Annotated in this window: 17 protein-coding genes and 1 riboswitch; of the genes, 8 read left to right on the forward strand and 9 right to left on the reverse strand. The window is 71.7% G+C overall.

The window, feature by feature from the left end; genetic code table 11:
- Positions 1 to 378: 378 nt before the first annotated feature.
- Complete coding sequence (locus ACLF5H_RS11895) at positions 379 to 657, reverse strand: MoaD/ThiS family protein (protein WP_037653358.1); 279 nt, start codon at positions 655 to 657, stop codon at positions 379 to 381.
- Positions 654 to 1,937, reverse strand: a complete 1,284-nt coding sequence (gene thrC, locus ACLF5H_RS11900; protein WP_421676024.1) for a threonine synthase — start codon at positions 1,935 to 1,937, stop codon at positions 654 to 656. Before thrC ends, ACLF5H_RS11895 begins: the two co-directional genes overlap by 4 nt.
- An 18-nt stretch (positions 1,938 to 1,955) precedes the next feature.
- A riboswitch (SAM riboswitch) is annotated at positions 1,956 to 2,101 on the reverse strand.
- Positions 2,102 to 2,262: 161 nt separating this feature from the next.
- Between thrC and ACLF5H_RS11905 the strand changes: the two genes are divergently transcribed.
- Positions 2,263 to 3,207 (forward strand): glucosyl-3-phosphoglycerate synthase, encoded by a 945-nt coding sequence (locus ACLF5H_RS11905; RefSeq protein WP_421676025.1) that lies wholly within the window; start codon positions 2,263 to 2,265, stop codon positions 3,205 to 3,207.
- An 83-nt stretch (positions 3,208 to 3,290) separates the two neighbouring features.
- Positions 3,291 to 4,718 carry an alpha,alpha-trehalose-phosphate synthase (UDP-forming) gene (locus ACLF5H_RS11910; RefSeq protein ID WP_421676026.1) on the forward strand — a complete coding sequence of 476 codons (1,428 nt, stop codon included), beginning with the start codon at positions 3,291 to 3,293 and terminating at the stop codon, positions 4,716 to 4,718.
- Here the strand turns inward: ACLF5H_RS11910 and otsB are convergent.
- From otsB to ACLF5H_RS11925, 3 genes are read right to left on the reverse strand one after another with little or no spacing between them, the layout of a single operon-like run.
- Entirely contained in the window at positions 4,706 to 5,539 is an 834-nt protein-coding gene (gene otsB / locus ACLF5H_RS11915) for a trehalose-phosphatase (protein ID WP_421676027.1), read from the reverse strand. The genes ACLF5H_RS11910 and otsB overlap by 13 nt on opposite strands.
- A gap of 48 nt (positions 5,540 to 5,587) precedes the next feature.
- The gene (locus ACLF5H_RS11920) at positions 5,588 to 5,812 is read right to left on the reverse strand and encodes a DUF3263 domain-containing protein (RefSeq protein ID WP_421676028.1); all 225 of its coding nucleotides are present in this window, start codon (positions 5,810 to 5,812) and stop codon (positions 5,588 to 5,590) included.
- 16 nt (positions 5,813 to 5,828) lie between these two features.
- Positions 5,829 to 7,085 carry an extracellular solute-binding protein gene (locus tag ACLF5H_RS11925; RefSeq protein ID WP_421676029.1) on the reverse strand — a complete coding sequence of 419 codons (1,257 nt, stop codon included), beginning with the start codon at positions 7,083 to 7,085 and terminating at the stop codon, positions 5,829 to 5,831.
- 150 nt (positions 7,086 to 7,235) lie between these two features.
- On the opposite strand from ACLF5H_RS11925, the gene ACLF5H_RS11930 reads away from it, so the two are divergent.
- The 3 genes from ACLF5H_RS11930 (at position 7,236) to ACLF5H_RS11940 (ending at position 10,372) form a co-directional block, all read left to right on the forward strand.
- Positions 7,236 to 8,174 carry an ROK family protein gene (locus ACLF5H_RS11930; RefSeq protein ID WP_421676030.1) on the forward strand — a complete coding sequence of 313 codons (939 nt, stop codon included), beginning with the start codon at positions 7,236 to 7,238 and terminating at the stop codon, positions 8,172 to 8,174.
- A complete protein-coding gene (nagA, locus tag ACLF5H_RS11935) occupies positions 8,174 to 9,337 on the forward strand; it encodes an N-acetylglucosamine-6-phosphate deacetylase (protein WP_421676031.1) in 1,164 nt (387 codons plus the stop codon). Before ACLF5H_RS11930 ends, nagA begins: the two co-directional genes overlap by 1 nt.
- Positions 9,338 to 9,445: 108 nt before the next feature.
- Positions 9,446 to 10,372 carry a 1-phosphofructokinase family hexose kinase gene (locus tag ACLF5H_RS11940; protein ID WP_421676032.1) on the forward strand — a complete coding sequence of 309 codons (927 nt, stop codon included), beginning with the start codon at positions 9,446 to 9,448 and terminating at the stop codon, positions 10,370 to 10,372.
- A 12-nt stretch (positions 10,373 to 10,384) separates the two neighbouring features.
- On the opposite strand, the gene ACLF5H_RS11945 is transcribed toward ACLF5H_RS11940, so the two are convergent.
- Positions 10,385 to 11,296, reverse strand: coding sequence for a carbohydrate-binding protein (locus ACLF5H_RS11945; protein WP_421676033.1), 912 nt, complete (start codon positions 11,294 to 11,296; stop codon positions 10,385 to 10,387).
- A gap of 153 nt (positions 11,297 to 11,449) precedes the next feature.
- On the reverse strand, positions 11,450 to 13,102 hold the full coding sequence (gene cdgB / locus ACLF5H_RS11950) for a diguanylate cyclase CdgB (protein ID WP_421676034.1): 1,653 nt from the start codon (positions 13,100 to 13,102) through the stop codon (positions 11,450 to 11,452).
- Between the two features lie 304 nt (positions 13,103 to 13,406).
- Here cdgB and ACLF5H_RS11955 point away from each other — a divergent pair, with 304 nt between their 5' ends.
- Complete coding sequence (locus ACLF5H_RS11955) at positions 13,407 to 13,979, forward strand: flavin reductase family protein (protein ID WP_421676035.1); 573 nt, start codon at positions 13,407 to 13,409, stop codon at positions 13,977 to 13,979.
- A 54-nt stretch (positions 13,980 to 14,033) separates the two neighbouring features.
- Entirely contained in the window at positions 14,034 to 14,501 is a 468-nt protein-coding gene (locus tag ACLF5H_RS11960) for a GNAT family N-acetyltransferase (RefSeq protein ID WP_421676036.1), read from the forward strand.
- A gap of 31 nt (positions 14,502 to 14,532) precedes the next feature.
- On the opposite strand, the gene arfB is transcribed toward ACLF5H_RS11960, so the two are convergent.
- Positions 14,533 to 14,961, reverse strand: a complete 429-nt coding sequence (arfB, locus tag ACLF5H_RS11965; protein WP_421676037.1) for an alternative ribosome rescue aminoacyl-tRNA hydrolase ArfB — start codon at positions 14,959 to 14,961, stop codon at positions 14,533 to 14,535.
- Between the two features lie 177 nt (positions 14,962 to 15,138).
- On the opposite strand from arfB, the gene ACLF5H_RS11970 reads away from it, so the two are divergent.
- Complete coding sequence (locus tag ACLF5H_RS11970; RefSeq protein ID WP_421676038.1) at positions 15,139 to 15,714, forward strand: TerD family protein; 576 nt, start codon at positions 15,139 to 15,141, stop codon at positions 15,712 to 15,714.
- Positions 15,715 to 15,784: 70 nt separating this feature from the next.
- Here the strand turns inward: ACLF5H_RS11970 and ACLF5H_RS11975 are convergent, their stop codons facing one another.
- Positions 15,785 to 17,176, reverse strand: coding sequence for a M1 family metallopeptidase (locus ACLF5H_RS11975; RefSeq protein ID WP_421676039.1), 1,392 nt, complete (start codon positions 17,174 to 17,176; stop codon positions 15,785 to 15,787).
- Positions 17,177 to 17,226: the final 50 nt, after the last annotated feature.

Below are 17,226 nucleotides of genomic sequence, written 5' to 3' on the forward strand. Positions count from 1 at the left end.
CCCCGATGTGTCGGGGGCGTGCGCCGGAACGCGTCGACCGCGGCTGAATGTATCTGTCCAACTGCCGTCTGCAACAGGTCAATTGGACGAGAATTCTGGACGCGAACGATCCGGAATGTGGGGAGAATTCATCCGAATGCAGGGCAAGTCGGGCCCCGTAAAAGACACAAAAGCCGCGGAAAGCCCGTGCATTTTGGCTACTTCTTATCGGGCCCGCGGAAGAGAATCGAGGGCTTACCCTCGATCACCGGAGGGCGCGTTCCCCAACTGTACCGCGCTCAATCACGCAGAATTGCCCCCTCCGCTTCTCTCACGGAGAGGGCAATCCGATGCACTTTTGGTGACCGTCATTACCTAAGGTAATGATCGATCATCCGGTCAGCAGCCGCCGGCCACCGCCGGGATGATGGAGACCCCCGCGCCGTCCGGGGTGGAGGTCTGAAGGCCCTGCTCGAAACGGACGTCGTCGTCATTGACGTAGACGTTCACGAACCGGCGCAGCTTGCCCTGGTCGTCCAGAACGCGGGCGGCGATGCCGGTGTGGTTCTTCTCCAGGTCCTCGATGACCTCGCCGAGGGTGGTGCCCTCGGCGGCGACCTCGGCCTGTCCGCCGGTGTAGGTGCGCAGGATGGTGGGGATGCGAACGGTCACGCTCATGCGAGGCCAGCCTCTCGGAAGGAGTCCAGGTTCGGGCGGATGGTGGCGGTCAGGCCGGTGCCGGCCACCGCGTCGAGGGTCTTCAAACCGTCGCCGGTGTTGAGGACGACGGTGGTCTTCGCCGGGTCGAGCGCCCCGCTCTCGATCAGCTTCCGCGTGACGCCGACGGTCACGCCGCCCGCCGTCTCGGCGAAGATGCCCTCGGTGCGGGCCAGCAGCTTGATCGCGGCCACCACCTGCTCGTCCGTCACGTCCTCCACCGCGCCGCCGGTGCGCCGGGCGATGTCCAGGACGTAGGGGCCGTCGGCCGGGTTGCCGATGGCGAGGGACTTGGCGATGGTGTCCGGCTTCTGGGGCCGGACCACGTCGTGGCCCGCCTTGTAGGCCGTCGACACCGGCGAGCAGCCCTCGGCCTGGGCGCCGAAGATCTTGTACGGCCGGTCCTCGACCAACCCCAGCTCGATCAGCTCCCGGAGCCCCTTGTCGATCTTGGTGAGCTGGGAGCCGGAGGCGATCGGGACCACGATCTGGTCCGGCAGCTGCCAGCCGAGCTGCTCGCAGATCTCGTACGCCAGGGTCTTGGAGCCCTCGGCGTAGTACGGCCGCAGATTCACGTTGACGAAGCCCCAGCCCTCGCCGGCCGGGTCGCCGATCAGCTCGGAGCAAAAGCGGTTCACATCGTCGTAGTTGCCCTCGATGCCGACCAGCTCACCGCCGTAGACCGCGGCCATGACGACCTTGCCCTGCTCCAGGTCGTGCGGGATGAACACGCAGGAGCGCAGCCCGGCGCGGGCGGCGGCGGCGCCGACGGCACCGGCCAGGTTGCCGGTGGAGGAGCAGGACAGGGTGGTGAAGCCGAAGGCGCGGGCCGCCTCCAGGGCCTGGGCGACGACCCGGTCCTTGAAGGAGTGGGTCGGGTTGCCGGAGTCGTCCTTGACGTACAGACCGCCGGTGACGCCGAGCTCGCGGGCCAGGTTGTCGGCCTTGACCAGCTTGGTCCAGCCGGGGTTGATGTTCGGCTTGTCCGCGACATCGGCCGGGACCGGCAGCAGCGGGGCGTAGCGCCAGATGTTGGCGGGGCCGTCCTCGATCCGCTTGCGCAGCTCTTCGGTGTCGTAGGCGGAGAAGTCGTAGGCGATCTCCAGCGGGCCGAAGCATTCCGCGCAGGCGAAGACCGGGCCGAGCGGGACGCGGTGGCCGCATTCGCGACAGCTGAGGGCGGCGGCGGGGCCGAGATCGACGGTGGGGGTACCGGAGGTGGCAACTGTCTGCACAGCCATGGGAGGCGAGGCCCTTTCTCCTCATCTTCCTCACGACGCACTTCGCCGTGAGACGGATTTGGCACCTTCCCTAGCCGGGAGCCTCGCTGTGATGAGAACGAGAACCGACTGGAGGGTTGCCGGGGCTTCATCGGGCCGTGTCCCTCTGCCCCTCTGGATGAGCGGTATTCGATTGTGTCCGCAGTGCTGCGGTGTGTCCGCGCGCGACCCCCGACATGCGATGGTCATCGGCGTTGCTCAAGACTGTAACCGAAGGCCTGGAGAGTTGAGATAGTCGTCCGTACCGCGAGACGAGCCGCGAGACGAGCGTGAGGAGCCGGGGACCGTGCTGGAAGAAGTCGAGCGCTGGATGGGCAACCGCTCCTGGTCCGTGCGCGATCGGCCGGCGCACCAGGTCCTGGCGGCGAAGGGGCGCACCGGCCAGACCATCAGCGTGGTGCTGCCCGCGCTCGACGAGGAGGAGACCGTCGGCGAGATCGTCGCGGCGATCCGGCGGGATCTGATGGAGCGGGTGCCGCTCGTCGACGAGGTCCTGGTGATCGACTCCGGCTCCACCGACCGCACCTCCGAGGTGGCCGCCGCGGCGGGCGCCCGGGTGGTGCACCGGGACGCGATCCTGCCCCGGATACCCGCGGTGCGGGGCAAGGGCGAGGTGCTGTGGCGCTCGCTGCTCGTGGCCACCGGGGACCTCATCTGCTTCATCGACGCGGACCTGCGGGAGTTCTCCTCCGACTTCGTCCTCGGCATCGTCGGCCCGCTGCTCACCGAGCCGGACGTGCAGCTGGTCAAGGCGATGTACGACCGTCCGCTCGCCGGTACGGCGGGGCAGGGCGGCCGGGTCACCGAGCTGATGGCGCGCCCGCTGCTGAACATGCACTGGCCGCAGCTCGCGGGCTTCGTGCAGCCGCTGGGCGGGGAGTACGCGGCCCGGCGCTCGCTGCTCGAACAGCTGCCGTTCCCGGTCGGGTACGGGGTCGAGCTGGGCATGCTGGTGGACGCGCTGCACCTGGTGGGCCTGGACGCGCTGGCCCAGGTGGACGTCGGGGTGCGCAAGCACCGGCACCAGGACGGGCAGGCGCTCGGCCGGATGGCGGCGGCCATCTACCGCACGGCCCAGCTGCGGCTGGCCCGCGGCCATCTGGTGCGCCCCGTGCTCACCCAGTTCGAGCGGGGGGTCTCCGGTTTCGAGCCGCGCACCTACGCGGTGGACACCGAGGAGCGGCCGCCGATGACCGAGATCGCGGAGTACGCCCGCCGCCGGGTGGCGTGAAAGCGCAGGTACGGCGCGTTGCGCGGATGTTCCGGAGCGGTCCGCGGGTTTGAGTGTTTCCGGGCCGGGCTAGGTTCTGGACCATGGCTTCCACGCACGGTGCTGAGGTGCTGGTCGCGTCCAATCGCGGCCCGGTTTCGTACGAGACGGGCGAGGACGGCTCGCTGCGCGCCAAGCGGGGCGGCGGCGGACTGGTCTCGGGTCTGTCGGCGATCGGACCGGAGACGAACGCGGTCTGGGTGTGCGCCGCGCTGGGCGACGGCGACCGGGCGGCCGTGCGCCGCGCGGAGGGCGGGCTGCTGCCGGAGGCGGACACCGGCGGGCAGCGGGTGCGGATGCTGGACATCGACCCGGAGGTCTTCGCCGCCGCGTACAACGGGATCGCCAACTCGGTGCTCTGGTTCGTGCACCACATGCTGTACCAGACCCCGCTGGAGCCCGTCTTCGACGCGGAGTTCCGGCGGCGGTGGGCGGCGTACGAGGAGTACAACCGGGCGTTCGCGAAGGCGCTGGCCGAGGAGGCGGGCGAGGGCGCGGCGGTGCTGATCCAGGACTACCACCTGGCGCTCGCCCCGCGGATGCTCCGCAGGCTCCGGCCCGATCTGCGCATCGGCCACTTCTCGCACACGCCGTGGGCGCCCGCGGAGTACTTCCGGCTGCTGCCGGACGACATCGCGGCACAGCTGCTGACCGGGATCCTCGGCGCGGACCGGGCGGCGTTCCTGACCCGGCGCTGGGCGGACGCGTTCACCGAGTGCTGCCACGCGGTGCTGGGGCCCGGGATCCCCGCCGGTACGCGGATCGGGGTGCACGGCCTGGGCGCGGACGCCGAGTTCCTGCGGGAGCGGTCGAACCGGCCGGACGTGGCCGAGCGGATGGCGGCGCTGCGGGCGGAGATCGGCGAGGGCCGCCGGACCGTCGTCCGGGTCGACCGCACCGAGCTGTCCAAGAACATCGTGCGCGGGCTGCTGGCGTACCGGCAGCTGCTGGACGAGCACCCCGAGTGGCGGGAGAGGGTCGTGCACGTCGCGTTCGCGTACCCCTCCCGGCAGGACCTCGCCGTGTACCGGGACTACACGGCTCAGGTGCAGCGGGTCGCCGAGGAGATCAACTCGGCCTACGGGACGCCGGGTTGGATCCCGGTGGTGCTGCATGTGAAGGACGACTTCGCCCGCTCCCTGGCCGCGTACCGGCTGGCCGACGTGGCGCTGGTCAACCCGATCCGGGACGGCATGAACCTGGTCGCCAAGGAGGTGCCGGTCGTCTCCGACGAGGGCTGTGTGCTGGTGCTCTCGCGGGAGGCGGGGGCGCACGAGGAGATGGGCGAGGACGCGCTCACGGTCAACCCGTACGACATCACGGGCACGGCCGAGGCCCTGCACACGGCGCTGACCATGCCGGCGGCGGAGCGGGCCGAGCGCTCGAAGCGGCTGGCCGCGGCGGGCACGGCGCTGCCGCCGGCCCGGTGGTTCCTGGACCAGCTGGGCGCCCTGGACGATCAGTCCAGCTGAGCCGCCAGCGCGGTGAGGAGTGCGACGACGCCCTCGGGGCCGTCGACCACCAGGTCCGCCCGCTCGGCCAGTTCGGTGACCTCCGTGCTGCCGCTGCACACGAGGAGTCCCGGGGTGCCCTCGGAGCGGAGCTTGTCGACGGCGGCGTAGGCGGGGAGGTCGCCGAGGTCGTCACCGGCGTAGAGGACGGATCCGGCGCCGGTCTCGCGGAGGTACGCGCCGAGGGCGACGCCCTTGTCCATGCCGGGCGGGCGCAGTTCGAGGACCATCCGGCCGGGTTCGACGATCAGCCCGTGGCGGGTCGCGAGATCGGCGAGGGGGGCGCGCAGGGCCTCGTACGCGGCCTGCGGGTCCTGCGCGCGGCGCGTGTGCACGGCGACGGCGCGGCCCTTCTCCTCGATCCAGGTGCCCTGCCAGGCGCCGACCCGGTCCAGCAGGCCCGGCAGTTCGGCGCGGACGGCGGCGACGCCGGGGTGCGGGGCGGGGGCGGTGACGGTGCCGGTGGTGGCGTCCCAGCGTTCGGCGCCGTAGTGGCCGAGGACGGTGAGGTGATCGAGGCCGGGGACACCGGCGAAGCCGCCGTAGCGGACCGCGACACCGGCGGGCCGGCCGGTGATCACGGCGACGTGAGCGACCTTGGGGGCGAGGGCGGTGAGCGCGGCGACGGCGGCAGGGTGAGCGCGGGCCTGCTCGGGGTCGGCGACGATGGGGGCGAGGGTGCCGTCGAAGTCCAGGCCGATCACCGCGGCGGTGGGGTTGGCGAGCAGCGCGGCGAGTCCGTCCCGGCCGGCCTGGGTGGCGGGGCTCGGCAGAGGATCCATGTACCGACACTATCCAGCGGGGGCGGTTGTCACGCCTGGCGCCGCTCCTCAGCGCTCCGCGCGTCTGGTCTCCCTGATCCTGCGCAGGCGGTTCACCGTGACCGGGTCGTGGGCCAGGGCGCGCTCGTCGTCGAGGAGGGCGTTCAGGAGCTGGTAGTAGCGGACCGGGGAGAGGTGGAGGTCCTCGCGGACGGCGCGTTCCTTCGCGCCGGGCCCGGCGAAGGACCGGCGCTCCAGTGCGAGGATCTCCTTCTCCCGCTCACCCAGTTCCATGGGGAAACCGTAGCGCTCAGTCGGCGCTGGCCGCGCTGTCCGCCGCCGTGGCCGTGGCCTGGAGGCGGGTGAGGACGCCCGCGGGGTTGCCGCCGGGCGCGACGGCCTGGCCGATGTTCTGCTTCACGGCCGCGCTGACCTGCGCCCAGGAGGTCTTGCCCACCGGATACATCTCGCTCGTGGCCAGCTGGTCCAGGAAGGGGTGCAGGGCCTTGTCGGGCGCCGCGTCCGAGGCGCTCATGGCGTTGGACGCGGAGGTGGTGACCGGGAGCAGCCCGTAGGCGCGGGAGAAGTCGAGGACGTTCTTCTCGCTGTACACGTAGTTCAGGAAGTCGCCGATCTGGTCGGCGTGGCCGTTCTGCTTGAACGCCATCATCCAGTCGGACACCCCCATCGAGGCCCGCGCCCGTCCGGTCCGGCTCGGCGTCGGCACCATGCCGAAGCGCACGCCCTTCGCCTCGGCCTGCTGGATCAGCGTGGGATGCCCGTCGACCATGGCGGCCTGCCCGTCGGCGAACGCCGCGAACGCCTGCGCCCGGTTCAGCTTGCCCGGCGCCACCGGACCGGTCAGCCCCTTGGCGACCAGGTCGTCCTTGAGCCAGGAGAACGTCGCCACGTTCTGCTCGGAGTCGATGGTGTAGGTGCCGATGTCGTCGGTGAAGCCGGTGCCCCCGGTACCGCCGTCGCCGCCGCTGAGCATCCACTGCATCGTCTCGGCCTGCGCCTCCTCGGGGCCCAGCGGCAGCGCGAAGGGGTACTTCACGCCCTTCGCCTTGAGCGCCTTGGCGTCCGCGGCCAGCTCGTCCCAGCTGGTGGGCGGGGTGGTGATGCCGGCGCTCGCGAAGAGCGTCTTGTTGTAGAAGAGCACCCGGGTGGAGGCGGCGAAGGGGATGCCGTACTGCGTATGGCTCCACTGGCCGGCGTCGGACAGCTGGGAGAGGAAGTCCGCCTGGGTGCGGATGGAGAGCAGGTCGGAGGCCGCGTAGAGCTTCCCGGCCGCCGCGTAGTCGGCGTACGCGCCGATCTGCGCCAGGTCCGGCGCGTGCCCGGCGTCGACCATCTCCTTGACCTTGCGGTCGACGTCGTTCCAGGAGTACACGCTGACCTGGACCTTCACCCGCGGGTGCGTCTTCTCGTACTCCTTGACCAGCGAGTCCCAGTACTTCTGCGAGCTGTTGCCCGCCGAGTCGCCGTAGTCCGCGGCCACGAGTCTGAGGGTCACATCGGAGGAGCCGGTGCTCCCGCAGCCGCCGAGGAACGCGGTCATGCCCATGACGGACACCGTCGCGATCATTCCTGCTGTACGCCGACGCACCGTCAAAACCCCAACCCCGCTGTCCGAACAAAAATCAGATGAACGCCTAAGGTCTACACCACGCGAGTGGACTAGACCTCTCGTGGGTCAGCGGGCCACACTGTCCCCGTGAGACATGTCATCGCCCTGGACGTGGGCGGTACCGGGATGAAGGCCGCCCTCGTCGGGGACGACGGCGCCCTGCTGCACCGCGCCCGCCGCGCCACCGGCCGTGAGCGCGGCCCCGACGCGGTGGTCGCGGGCATCCTCGACTTCGCCGCCGAGCTGTACGCGTACGGCACCGAGCACCACGGCCCGCCGGCCGCCGCCGGCATAGCGGTGCCCGGCATCGTCGACGAGGAGCACGGCACCGCCGTCTACGCCGCCAACCTCGGCTGGAAGGACGTACCGCTGCGCGATCTGCTCGCGGAGCGGCTCGGGGTGCCCGTCGCGCTCGGCCACGACGTGCGCACCGGCGGGCTCGCCGAGGGCCGGATCGGCGCGGGCCGGGGCGCCGACCGCTTTCTGTTCGTACCGCTCGGCACCGGCATCGCGGGCGCGATCGGGATCGACGGCCGGGTGGAGTCCGGGGCGCACGGCTTCGCGGGCGAGATCGGCCATGTCGTCGTACGGCCCGGGGGCACGCTCTGCCCCTGCGGGCAGCGCGGCTGTCTGGAGCGGTACGCCTCCGCGGCCGCCGTCAGCGAGGCCTGGGCCACGGCCGGCGGGGACCCGGACGCGGACGCGGCCGACTGCGCGCGGGCCGTGGCGGCGGGCGACCCCGGTGCCCGGCGGGTCTGGCAGGAGGCGGTGGACGCGCTCGCCGACGGCCTGGTCACCGCGCTCACCCTGCTGGACCCGCGCACGCTGATCATCGGTGGCGGTCTCGCCGAGGCGGGGGAAGTGTTGTTCCAGCCCCTGCGGGACGCCGTCCGGCGCCGGGTCACCTTCCAGAAACTGCCGTCCATCGTCCCCGCCGCCCTCGGCGACACCGCCGGCTGCCTCGGCGCGGGCCTGCTCGCGCGGGATCTGCTGACGACCACTTCTACTCCGGAGGTAGACACCTGATGGCCAGTCCAAGAGGAGCCGCGGCGAACCCGCGGGTGCTCACCGGCGCGAACGTGGTGCTTCCCACCGGCACGGTGCGCAGCGGCACCGTGGCCATCGACGGCAAGCGGATCACCGGCGCGCCCCCGGCCGACGCCGCCGTGCTCGACGTGTCCGGCCACTGGCTGGTCCCCGGCTTCGTCGACCTCCACAACCACGGCGGCGGCGGGGCCTCCTTCTCCGGCACCGCCGAGCAGATCCTCACCGCGATCCGCACCCATCGCGCGCACGGCACCACCACCCTCGTCGCCTCCACCGTCACCGACGAGATGGACCTGCTGGCCCATCAGGCCGGCCTGCTCAGCGAGCTGGCCGAGCAGGGCGACATCGCGGGCATCCACTTCGAGGGGCCGTTCATCTCGCCGTGCCGCAAGGGCGCCCACTCCGAGGCGCTGCTGCGCGACCCGGAGCCGGCCGAGGTGCGCAAGCTGATCGACGCGGCGCGCGGGCAGGCCCGGATGCTCACCCTCGCCGCCGAACTGCCGGGCGGCATCGACTCGGTACGGCTGCTCGCCGAGCACGGGGTGATCGCGGCGATCGGGCACACGGACGCGACGTACGAGCAGACGGTGGACGCCATCGAGGCGGGTGCCACGGTCGCCACGCACCTCTTCAACGCGATGCCCGCCCTCGGCCACCGCACCCCGGGCCCGGTCGCGGCGCTCCTGGAGGACGAGCGGGTGACGGTCGAGCTGATCAACGACGGCACGCATCTGCACCCGGCCGCCCTGGAGCTGGCGTTCCATCACGCGGGCGCGGACCGGGTGGCGTTCATCACCGACGCGATGGACGCGGCCGGGTCCGGCGACGGCCGCTACATGCTGGGCCCGCTGGAGGTGGAGGTCAGCGAGGGGGTGGCCCGGCTGGTGGAGGGCGGTTCGATCGCCGGGTCCACGCTGACGCTGGACCGCGCCTTCAAGCGGGCGGTGACCGTGGACCGGCTGCCGGTCGAGGCCGCGGTGAAGGCGCTGTCCGCCAACCCGGCCCGGCTGCTGGGCCTCTCCGACCGGATCGGTTCCCTGGAGCCCGGCAAGGACGCGGACCTGGTGCTGCTGGACGCGGACTTCGACGTACGGGGCGTGATGCGGCACGGCGAGTGGGTGGTCGCTCCCCAACTGGGCTGATACGCCCGGCTTTTCCCCGCGATCGGGGCCGACCCGCATCTGGGTCGGCCGCCGTCTCTTTGGCATGATCAGGGCCCCGGAACGACGGCTTCGAGGGAGGCAGCCCGGGTGATCCTCACGGTCACGCTGAACACCGCTCTCGACCTCACCTACCGGGTGCGGTCGCTGCGCCCGCACGCCTCGCACCGGGTCTCGGAGGTCATCGAGCGCCCGGGCGGCAAAGGGGTGAACGTGGGCCGGGTGCTCGCGGCCCTCGGGCACGAGGTGACGGTCACCGGGTTCGCGGGCGGCTCCACGGGCCGGGCGGTGCGGGACGGGCTCGCCGGGACCGAGCGGCTGACGGACGCGCTGGTGCCGGTGGCGGGGGCGACACGGCGCACCATCGCGGTCGTGGACGAACACTCCGGCGACACCACGCAGTTGAACGAGCCGGGCCCGCAGATCGCGCTCCCGGAGTGGGCCGCCTTCCTGGACCGCTACACGGAGCTGGCCTCCGGCGCCTCGGCGGTGGCCCTGTGCGGCAGCCTGCCACCGGGGGTTCCGGTGGGGGCGTACGCGGGCCTGATCCGCACCGCGCGCTCCCTGGGCGTACCGGTCCTGCTGGACACCAGCGGCGAGCCGCTGCGCCGCGGGGTGGCGGCCCGCCCCGACATCATCAAGCCCAACGCCGACGAACTGGCCGAACTCACCGGCTCCCACGACCCCTTGCGCGCCACCGAATCCGCCCGCCGCCGCGGCGCCCACACGGTCATAGCTTCCCTGGGCCCGAACGGCCTGCTGGCCACGACTCCGGAGGGCCGCTGGCGCGCCACCCCGCCGGGCCGGGTGCACGGCAATCCGACCGGCGCGGGCGACTCGGCGGTCGCCGCGCTGCTGTCCGGCCTGGTGACCCAGCTCCCCTGGCCGACCCGCCTCACCCACGCCATCGCCCTCTCGGCGGCCACCGTGCGGGCAGCCGCGGCGGGCGAGTTCGACCGGCGGACGTACGAGGAGCTGCTGGGCCGGGTCACGGTGACGGGCCAGGCGGGCCGCTGAACCGCGGCGGGCTCAGTTGGTGACCCGGCCCGCCTTGATCCACAGCTGGTCCAGCAGGACGTTGCACTTGTCGCCCGGCTGGCAGGAGATCGAGATGGTGTTGTTGCCCTTCTTGAGGGTGGGCCACACATAGGAGCGGGTCCAGCCCTGGGTGAAGTCGTTGTCGGCGGCGTGCCGCCAGTTCTTCAGCCCGAGCTTGCTGCCGTACTCCTTGCCGTTGATGGTGACCGTCATCGACTGGTCCTCGCCGGTCGCGCTGTACCCGGTGAAGAGGGTGTAGTCGCCGTCCGAGGGGACGTCCACGCTCCAGGTGACGGAGGCGCCGACCTGGTTCAGGCCGCCCACGTACTTGCCGCCCGCGGCCCGTGAGCCCTTGACGTCCGTGGCCGGCGCGGCGCCGCCCGACAGCTGCACCGAGCTGTCCGCGGCATCGGCCTTGGGCAGCTGGCCGCCCGCCGAGCTGCTGCTCGTCGGGGTCGGGTCCGTGGACTGGGACTGGGTCGGGGTGGTGTCGGCCTGGCTGTCGGACTTGTCGTCGGAGTTGCCGTTGAGCATGGCGACGCCGATGCCGATGACCACCGCGGCGACCACCGCGATCGCGCCGATCAGCAGGCCCTTGGTGTTGGGGCCGCGCCGACCGGGGCCGGGCGCCGGGGCGTGGCCCGCGGGCGGGGCGCCGCCGGGGAGCGTCTCCGGGGCCTGGTAGTGCGCGTTCGGCTGGCCGTAGGCACCCTGCTGCGGGACGTAGGGCGACTGCTGCTGGCCGTACTGACGCTCGCCGACCGCGCGCACCCTGCTGACCGAGTTCGGGTAGCCGTAACCACCGGACGGCGGCTGGGCTCCTCTGGCCTGGCCGTCTGCGTACAGATAGCCGAACGGGTCGTCTTCCTCGGGCGTGCTCGCGCCGTTGTCGCCGGGCGTCATCCCTTGGTACTCCTCAACAGGTGCGAACGGATACGGTCATGGCTGGAAAGGCGAGCCTACCCTCCCCCATTCTCGACTTCGCTCGAACGGGGGGACCCCCATCGCTTGCGTCAAACGGGTGACGCAGACCGCATCAAGTCGCTGACCTGGGGCTCATCCCGCGCGGCGATGTTGTTTGGGACGAGATCGTTTCTCTACGTACATCCGCTCGTCGGCGGACTTCAACACTTCGTCGGCCGTCATTCCGCAGTGCGCCCACCCGATGCCGAAGCTCGCCCCCACCCGGACCGCCCGGCCCTCGGCCCGGATCGGCTGGATGATCTCGTTGCGCAGCCGTACCGCCAGGTCCTCGGCGTCCGCGCGGCCGAGCCCGTCGGCGAGGATCACGAACTCGTCGCCGCCGAGCCGGGCCACCGTGTCGCCGTCGCGCACCCCCTGGGACAGCCGTCGCGCGACCTCGATCAGGACGGCGTCACCCGCGTTGTGCCCGAACCGGTCGTTGATCGACTTGAAGCCGTCCAGATCGCAGAAGAGCACCGCGAGGCCCTTGGTGCCGTCGTCCTGCTCGCCCTCGGGCGCGACGGTGTGCACATGGTGGTCGTAGCCGTCGTACGACTCCGCGCCCGGCGCGAAGTCGAAGCCGTGCCCGGTGGGGCCGTCGAAGGCGGGGTGGTGGCCGTAGGCCGCGTCCAGGGACTCCAGGGCGTGCGCCGGACGGCGGCACAGCCGGGCGGCGAGCCGTGAGCGCAGCTCGGCGGAGTTCGGCAGGCCGGTCAGCGAGTCGTGCGAGGCGCGGTGGGCGAGCTGCAGCTCGCGGCGCTTGCGCTCCTCGATGTCCTCGACGTGGGTGAGCAGGAAGCGGGGCCCGTCGGCGGCGTCCGCGACGACGCTGTTGCGCAGCGACACCCACACATAGCTGCCGTCGCGGCGGCCGAGGCGCAGCTCGGCGCGCCCGCCCTCCGCCGAGGTGCGCAGCAGGGTGCCGATGTCCTCGGGGTGCACGAGGTCGGAGAAGGAGTAGCGGCGCATCGCGGAGGCCGGGCGGCCGAGCAGCCGGCACAGGGCGTCGTTGGTGCGCAGGATGCGGCCGTGCTGTTCGCCGCCCATCTCGGCGATGGCCATGCCGGACGGCGCGTACTCGAACGCCTGTCGGAAGCTTTCCTCACTCGCCCGCAGCGCCTGCTGCTCGCGCTCCAGGCGGACCAGGGCGCGCTGCATGTTGGAGCGCAGCCGGGCGTTGCTGATCGCGATGGCGGCCTGGAAGGCGTACATCTGGAGGGCCTCGCGGCCCCAGGCGCCGGGGAGGCGGCCGTTGCGCGGGCGGTCGACGGATATGACGCCGAGCAGCTCACCGCAGGAGCCGCCCGGGGCGCCCGGGGTGTACATGGGGGCGAAGAGGCGGTCGGAGGGGTGCCACTCGTCCTCGAAGCGGGGCGCGGGACCGTCCGTGAACCACTGGGGCACATCGTCGTCGTCCAGCACCCAGCCCTCGGTGTGCGGTATGAAGACGAGGTCGCCCCAGCGCTCACCCATGCCCAGGCGCCGGTCCCAGGCCTCGCGGGAGCCGACCCGGCCGGTGATCAGGGCCTCGGCGGCGGAGTTGCCGGAGAACGCGGCGACGACGAGATCGCCGTCGGGTCGTACGAGGTTCACGCCCGCCATCTCGTACCCGAGGGCGTTGACCACGCCGTCGGCGACGGTCTGCAAGGTGTCCGCCAGGCTGCGCGCCGTGTTCATGTCCGCCATGACCTGGTGCAGCTGCCGCAGGGACGCAAGACGGACGTACGGCTCCGACTCGGTCTCCATGCTCGCCCTCCCCCCGAGACCTCGCAGCGAATCAAGGGTCGTCGTCTTCGGCGCCTCGTGGTTGCTCCAGCAGTTTCACCGCCACTGAATCACAGCGCGCTGCTCACCCGGTACACAGGGTCAACAATTCCTGCCCCTTGTGACTCAAGTCACAGCAAAACGTGAACAATTGGGCGGAGTTTCGGCGTTTTCCATGCGTTCACCGAATGCCTGCTTTCCGGTCGCGCTCCGCCGCTGGTCCTAGGTCCCGGCTCGGCCGGAGGCCCGATGCGGCGGACGTAGAGCGCAGACTAGCGTTTCCGGCGTGCTGAAGACGCCTTCCCCCACCGCCCTCGCCGCTTCCGGGCATGCTGAGGGGGTGAGCAACGACGAGTTCCGGGCCGCGATGTCCCGGCTGGCCGCGGGCGTGGTCCTGGTCACCGCGCAGGAACCGCCGCTCGACCCCGACGACCCGGACGCGCCGGGCGTGGAGGACGTCGGCATGACCGCCACGGCCTTCCTGTCGGTGTCCCTGGATCCGCCGCTGGTGCTGGTCAGCCTGCGGGAGGGCTCGCGCATGGACGACCTGCTCGCCGAACAGCCGCTGTGGGCGGTGTCGGTGCTCGCGGAGAGCCAGCGGCACATCGCGGGCCGCTTCGCCATGAAGGGCCGCATCAGCGACCGGCTCCTGTTCGAGGACCTCGCGTACACCCGCGGCGAGGTCACGCACGCCCCGCTGGTCGGCGGCGCGCTCGCGACGCTGGAGTGCCGCACGGAGCAGCGGGTGGCGGCGGGCGATCACACCCTGGTCGTCGGCCGGGTGCTGACGGCCCGGGTGCCGAGCGCGGAGGGCGGACCGCTGACGTATTTCCGGGGCCGTTACCGGCAGTTGGGCTGAGCCTCCCCTTTATTTCCGTGGTGGCGCGGTCAATTCGCCGCCTAGGGTGCGCGGATGACATCGCGCCTGGAAGAGATCACGCCCCGCAATTTCGAGACGGCGATCGGCATTCGCGTCCGGCCCGGCCAGGAACACGCGGTCGAGCCGGTGGAACGCTCCCTCGCCGAGGCGTACGTCCACCCGCCGGGTGTGGCCTGGCCGCGGCTGATCCTCGACGGCACCCGGCCGGTCGGGTTCCTCATGGCCTTCCTCGACATCGACTGGTACGGCGACGGAAGCGTCCGCCGGTCGGGGCTGTGGCGGCTGAACATCGCGGCGGGCGAGCAGGGGCGGGGACACGGGCGCTTCGCGGTCGCCTCGGTGGGCGCGGAGATCCGGCGCCGGGGCGGTCGCGAGCTGTACGTCACCTGGCATCCCGGGGCGGACGGCCCCGAGGAGTTCTATCTCCGGCTGGGCTTCCGGAAGAACGGGGAGACGAGCGGGGGACAGACGGTGGGGGTGCTGGACCTGGGGGACGCGTAGCCGGAGCGAGAACGGCGAGGGGGCCGCCCTCTCACCCCCAGTCGCGCCCCGAACGCCCGCGCTTGGTGTCGGCGCGCTGCTTCTTCTCCCGCAGCCGGCGCTCGTTGATGCCCCGGGGTATCCGGGTGGGCCTGCGGGGCTTGGGCGGGGGCGCGGTGGCCTCCGCGAGGAGGGCCGCGAGGCGGACGGCGGCGCTCTCGCGGTTGCGCCACTGGGAACGGTGCTCGGACGCGCGCACGGTCACCACCCCGTCGACGAGGCGGGTGGCCAGCCGCTCCAGGGCCCGCTCCTTCCACACCGGCGGCAGCGCCTCGGTGGCCGCGAGGTCGAAGCGCAGCTCCACCTGGGAGTCGCTGGTGTTGACATGCTGCCCGCCCGGACCGGACGACCTGGAAAAACGCCACATCAGCTCGGCCTCGGGGAGCGAGACGGAGCCGCGGATGACGTGAGGACCGGACATGCCCTCCATGTTCCCGGCCCGGGCCCGTCCACGTCACCTGGATTTCCGGATCCGTGGGGAGAAGTGCGGGTAAAAAAGGTAAAGGGGTGCGGAACCATGGGCACCCCCCTCGACGTTGTCCCGGGTGACGGTAGCTTCGTCGGCACGCACAGGTATATCTAGGAAGGGACTCCCAACATGGCTGTAAGCCTGTCCAAGGGTGGCAACGTCTCGCTCTCCAAGGAGGCTCCGGGCCTGACGGCCGTCACCGTGGGCCTCGGCTGGGACGTCCGCACCACCACGGGCACGGACTTCGACCTGGACGCCTCCGCCATCGCGGTCAACGGACAGGGCAAGGTCTACTCGGACGCCCACTTCGTCTTCTTCAACAACAAGCAGACCCCGGACAGCACCATCGTGCACACCGGTGACAACCGCACGGGCGAGGGCGCGGGCGACGACGAGTCGATCAACGTCAACCTGGCCGGTCTCCCGGCCGACATCGACAAGATCGTCTTCCCGGTCTCCATCTACGACGCGGAGAACCGCGGCCAGAACTTCGGCCAGGTGCGCAACGCCTACATCCGCATCGTCAACCAGGCCGGCGGCGCGGAGATCGCCCGCTACGACCTGTCCGAGGACGCCGCCACCGAGACCGCCATGGTCTTCGGCGAGCTGTACCGCAACGGCGCGGAGTGGAAGTTCCGCGCGGTGGGCCAGGGCTACGCCTCCGGCCTGGTCGGCATCGCCCAGGACTTCGGCGTGAACGTCTGACGGACCGCCGTCACCGCCCTTCCCCGCCCGAGGGTCCGGGGAGGGGCGGACATCCCGGCGCGCGCCCCGGTCACGGATGCGCCGGTTTGCCCTCGCCGTACAGCCAGTCCTTCCAGATCTCCCCGAAGTCCTGGTCCGGGAAGCGGTGTTCGACGTACGCCGTGAAGTCACCGGTGCTCGCGTTGCCGTACCGGTGCGCGGCCGGCCAGGCGCGCAGGAAGGCGAAGAAGGCCTTGTCGCCGACCTTCTGCCGGATCTTGTGGAGCACCATCGCGCCGCGCTCGTAGACCGGCGACGCGGAGATGTGGGCCGCGCCGGAGGGGGTCGCGGGCGGGAAGGCCCACAGGGCGCTGTCGTGCTCGTCGTAGTAGTACTGGAAGGTCTTCTCGGCCGAGTCACCGCCATGGTCCTCGTCCCACAGCCACTGCGCGTAGGTCGCGAACCCCTCGTTGAGCCACATGTCCCGCCAGGACTTGGGGGTGACGCAGTCGCCGTACCACTGGTGGGCGAGTTCATGGACGAGGGTGCCCAGTTCGGGGGCGCCGGGGAAGACCGGCCGGTTCTGCGTCTCCAGCGCGTACCCCGCGTCGTCCGGCCGGTCGACGATGGCGCCGACGGAGGAGAAGGGGTACGGCCCGAACGTGTCCTCCTCCCACTTGACGATCTCGGGCAGCCTCGCGAGGACCGCCGCGCTCGCCTTGGCCTGCGTGGGGTCGACCGCGGTGAGCACGGGCAGCCCGCCGGGCCCCTTGGACCGGGTGATGTCGAAGTGGCCGATCGCGACGGTCGCGAGGTAGCTGGCCATCGGCTGGGCGGTGTGCCAGTGGTAGGTCGTACGGCCCGCACGGCTGGACTGATCCGCCAACTCGCCGTTGGACACCGCCTGGAGGCCCTGCGGGACGGTGACGGTGATGTCGTACGTGGCCTTGTCGGAGGGGTGGTCGTTGCCGGGGAACCACGCCATGGACCCGACCGGCTCGCCGAGCCCGAGCGCGCCGTCGGCCGTGGGCAGCCAGCCCTCCGCGGAGCCGTCGGGGTCGGTGAGGGTGCCGGGGACGCCGGAGTAGCGGACGGTCGTACGGAAGGTGGCGCCCTCGCGCAGATCGTCGTGCGGCCGGACGGTGAGTTCCTGCCCGGCCCGGTTGTAGCGGGCGTCCCGGCCGTCGACGCCGACCGAGTCCACCCGCAGCCCGGCGAGGTCCAGATCGAACGCGGACAGGTCCTTGGTGGCGCGCGCCGTGATGACCGCCGTGCCGGTGAGGCGGTGGGTGGCCGGGGTGTAGTCCAGGGTGAGGGCGTAGTGGCCGACGTCGTACCCGCCGTTGCCCGCCTTCGGGAAATACGGGTCCCGCACCCCCGGGCCCCCCGGGGTGCCGTGCACCCCGCCCCCGCACCCGGTACCGGCGAGAACGAGCGCCAACGCGACCGAGGCGGCCGATACCAGGCGTACGGATCTGGACATGTCAGCGATCTTAGGCGGAAGCGGATCACCGGGGGGAGCCGTCTCCGGGG

The organism is Streptomyces sp. LaBMicrA B280 (assembly GCF_049222185.1).
Classification (GTDB): Bacteria; Actinomycetota; Actinomycetes; order Streptomycetales; family Streptomycetaceae; genus Streptomyces; species Streptomyces murinus.

Coding starts and splice junctions, on each gene's coding strand:
- ACLF5H_RS11970 (WP_421676038.1), top strand. CDS start 15,139: ATGGCTGTAAGCCTGTCCAAGGGTGGCAACGTCTCGCTCTCCAAGGAG.
- ACLF5H_RS11920 (WP_421676028.1), bottom strand. CDS start 5,812: ATGGAACTGGGTGAGCGGGAGAAGGAGATCCTCGCACTGGAGCGCCGG.
- arfB (WP_421676037.1), bottom strand. CDS start 14,961: ATGTCCGGTCCTCACGTCATCCGCGGCTCCGTCTCGCTCCCCGAGGCC.
- ACLF5H_RS11945 (WP_421676033.1), bottom strand. CDS start 11,296: ATGACGCCCGGCGACAACGGCGCGAGCACGCCCGAGGAAGACGACCCG.
- ACLF5H_RS11960 (WP_421676036.1), top strand. CDS start 14,034: ATGACATCGCGCCTGGAAGAGATCACGCCCCGCAATTTCGAGACGGCG.
- otsB (WP_421676027.1), bottom strand. CDS start 5,539: ATGGATCCTCTGCCGAGCCCCGCCACCCAGGCCGGCCGGGACGGACTC.
- ACLF5H_RS11925 (WP_421676029.1), bottom strand. CDS start 7,085: ATGGGCATGACCGCGTTCCTCGGCGGCTGCGGGAGCACCGGCTCCTCC.
- ACLF5H_RS11895 (WP_037653358.1), bottom strand. CDS start 657: ATGAGCGTGACCGTTCGCATCCCCACCATCCTGCGCACCTACACCGGC.
- thrC (WP_421676024.1), bottom strand. CDS start 1,937: ATGGCTGTGCAGACAGTTGCCACCTCCGGTACCCCCACCGTCGATCTC.
- cdgB (WP_421676034.1), bottom strand. CDS start 13,102: ATGGAGACCGAGTCGGAGCCGTACGTCCGTCTTGCGTCCCTGCGGCAG.
- nagA (WP_421676031.1), top strand. CDS start 8,174: ATGGCCAGTCCAAGAGGAGCCGCGGCGAACCCGCGGGTGCTCACCGGC.
- ACLF5H_RS11975 (WP_421676039.1), bottom strand. CDS start 17,176: ATGTCCAGATCCGTACGCCTGGTATCGGCCGCCTCGGTCGCGTTGGCG.
- ACLF5H_RS11910 (WP_421676026.1), top strand. CDS start 3,291: ATGGCTTCCACGCACGGTGCTGAGGTGCTGGTCGCGTCCAATCGCGGC.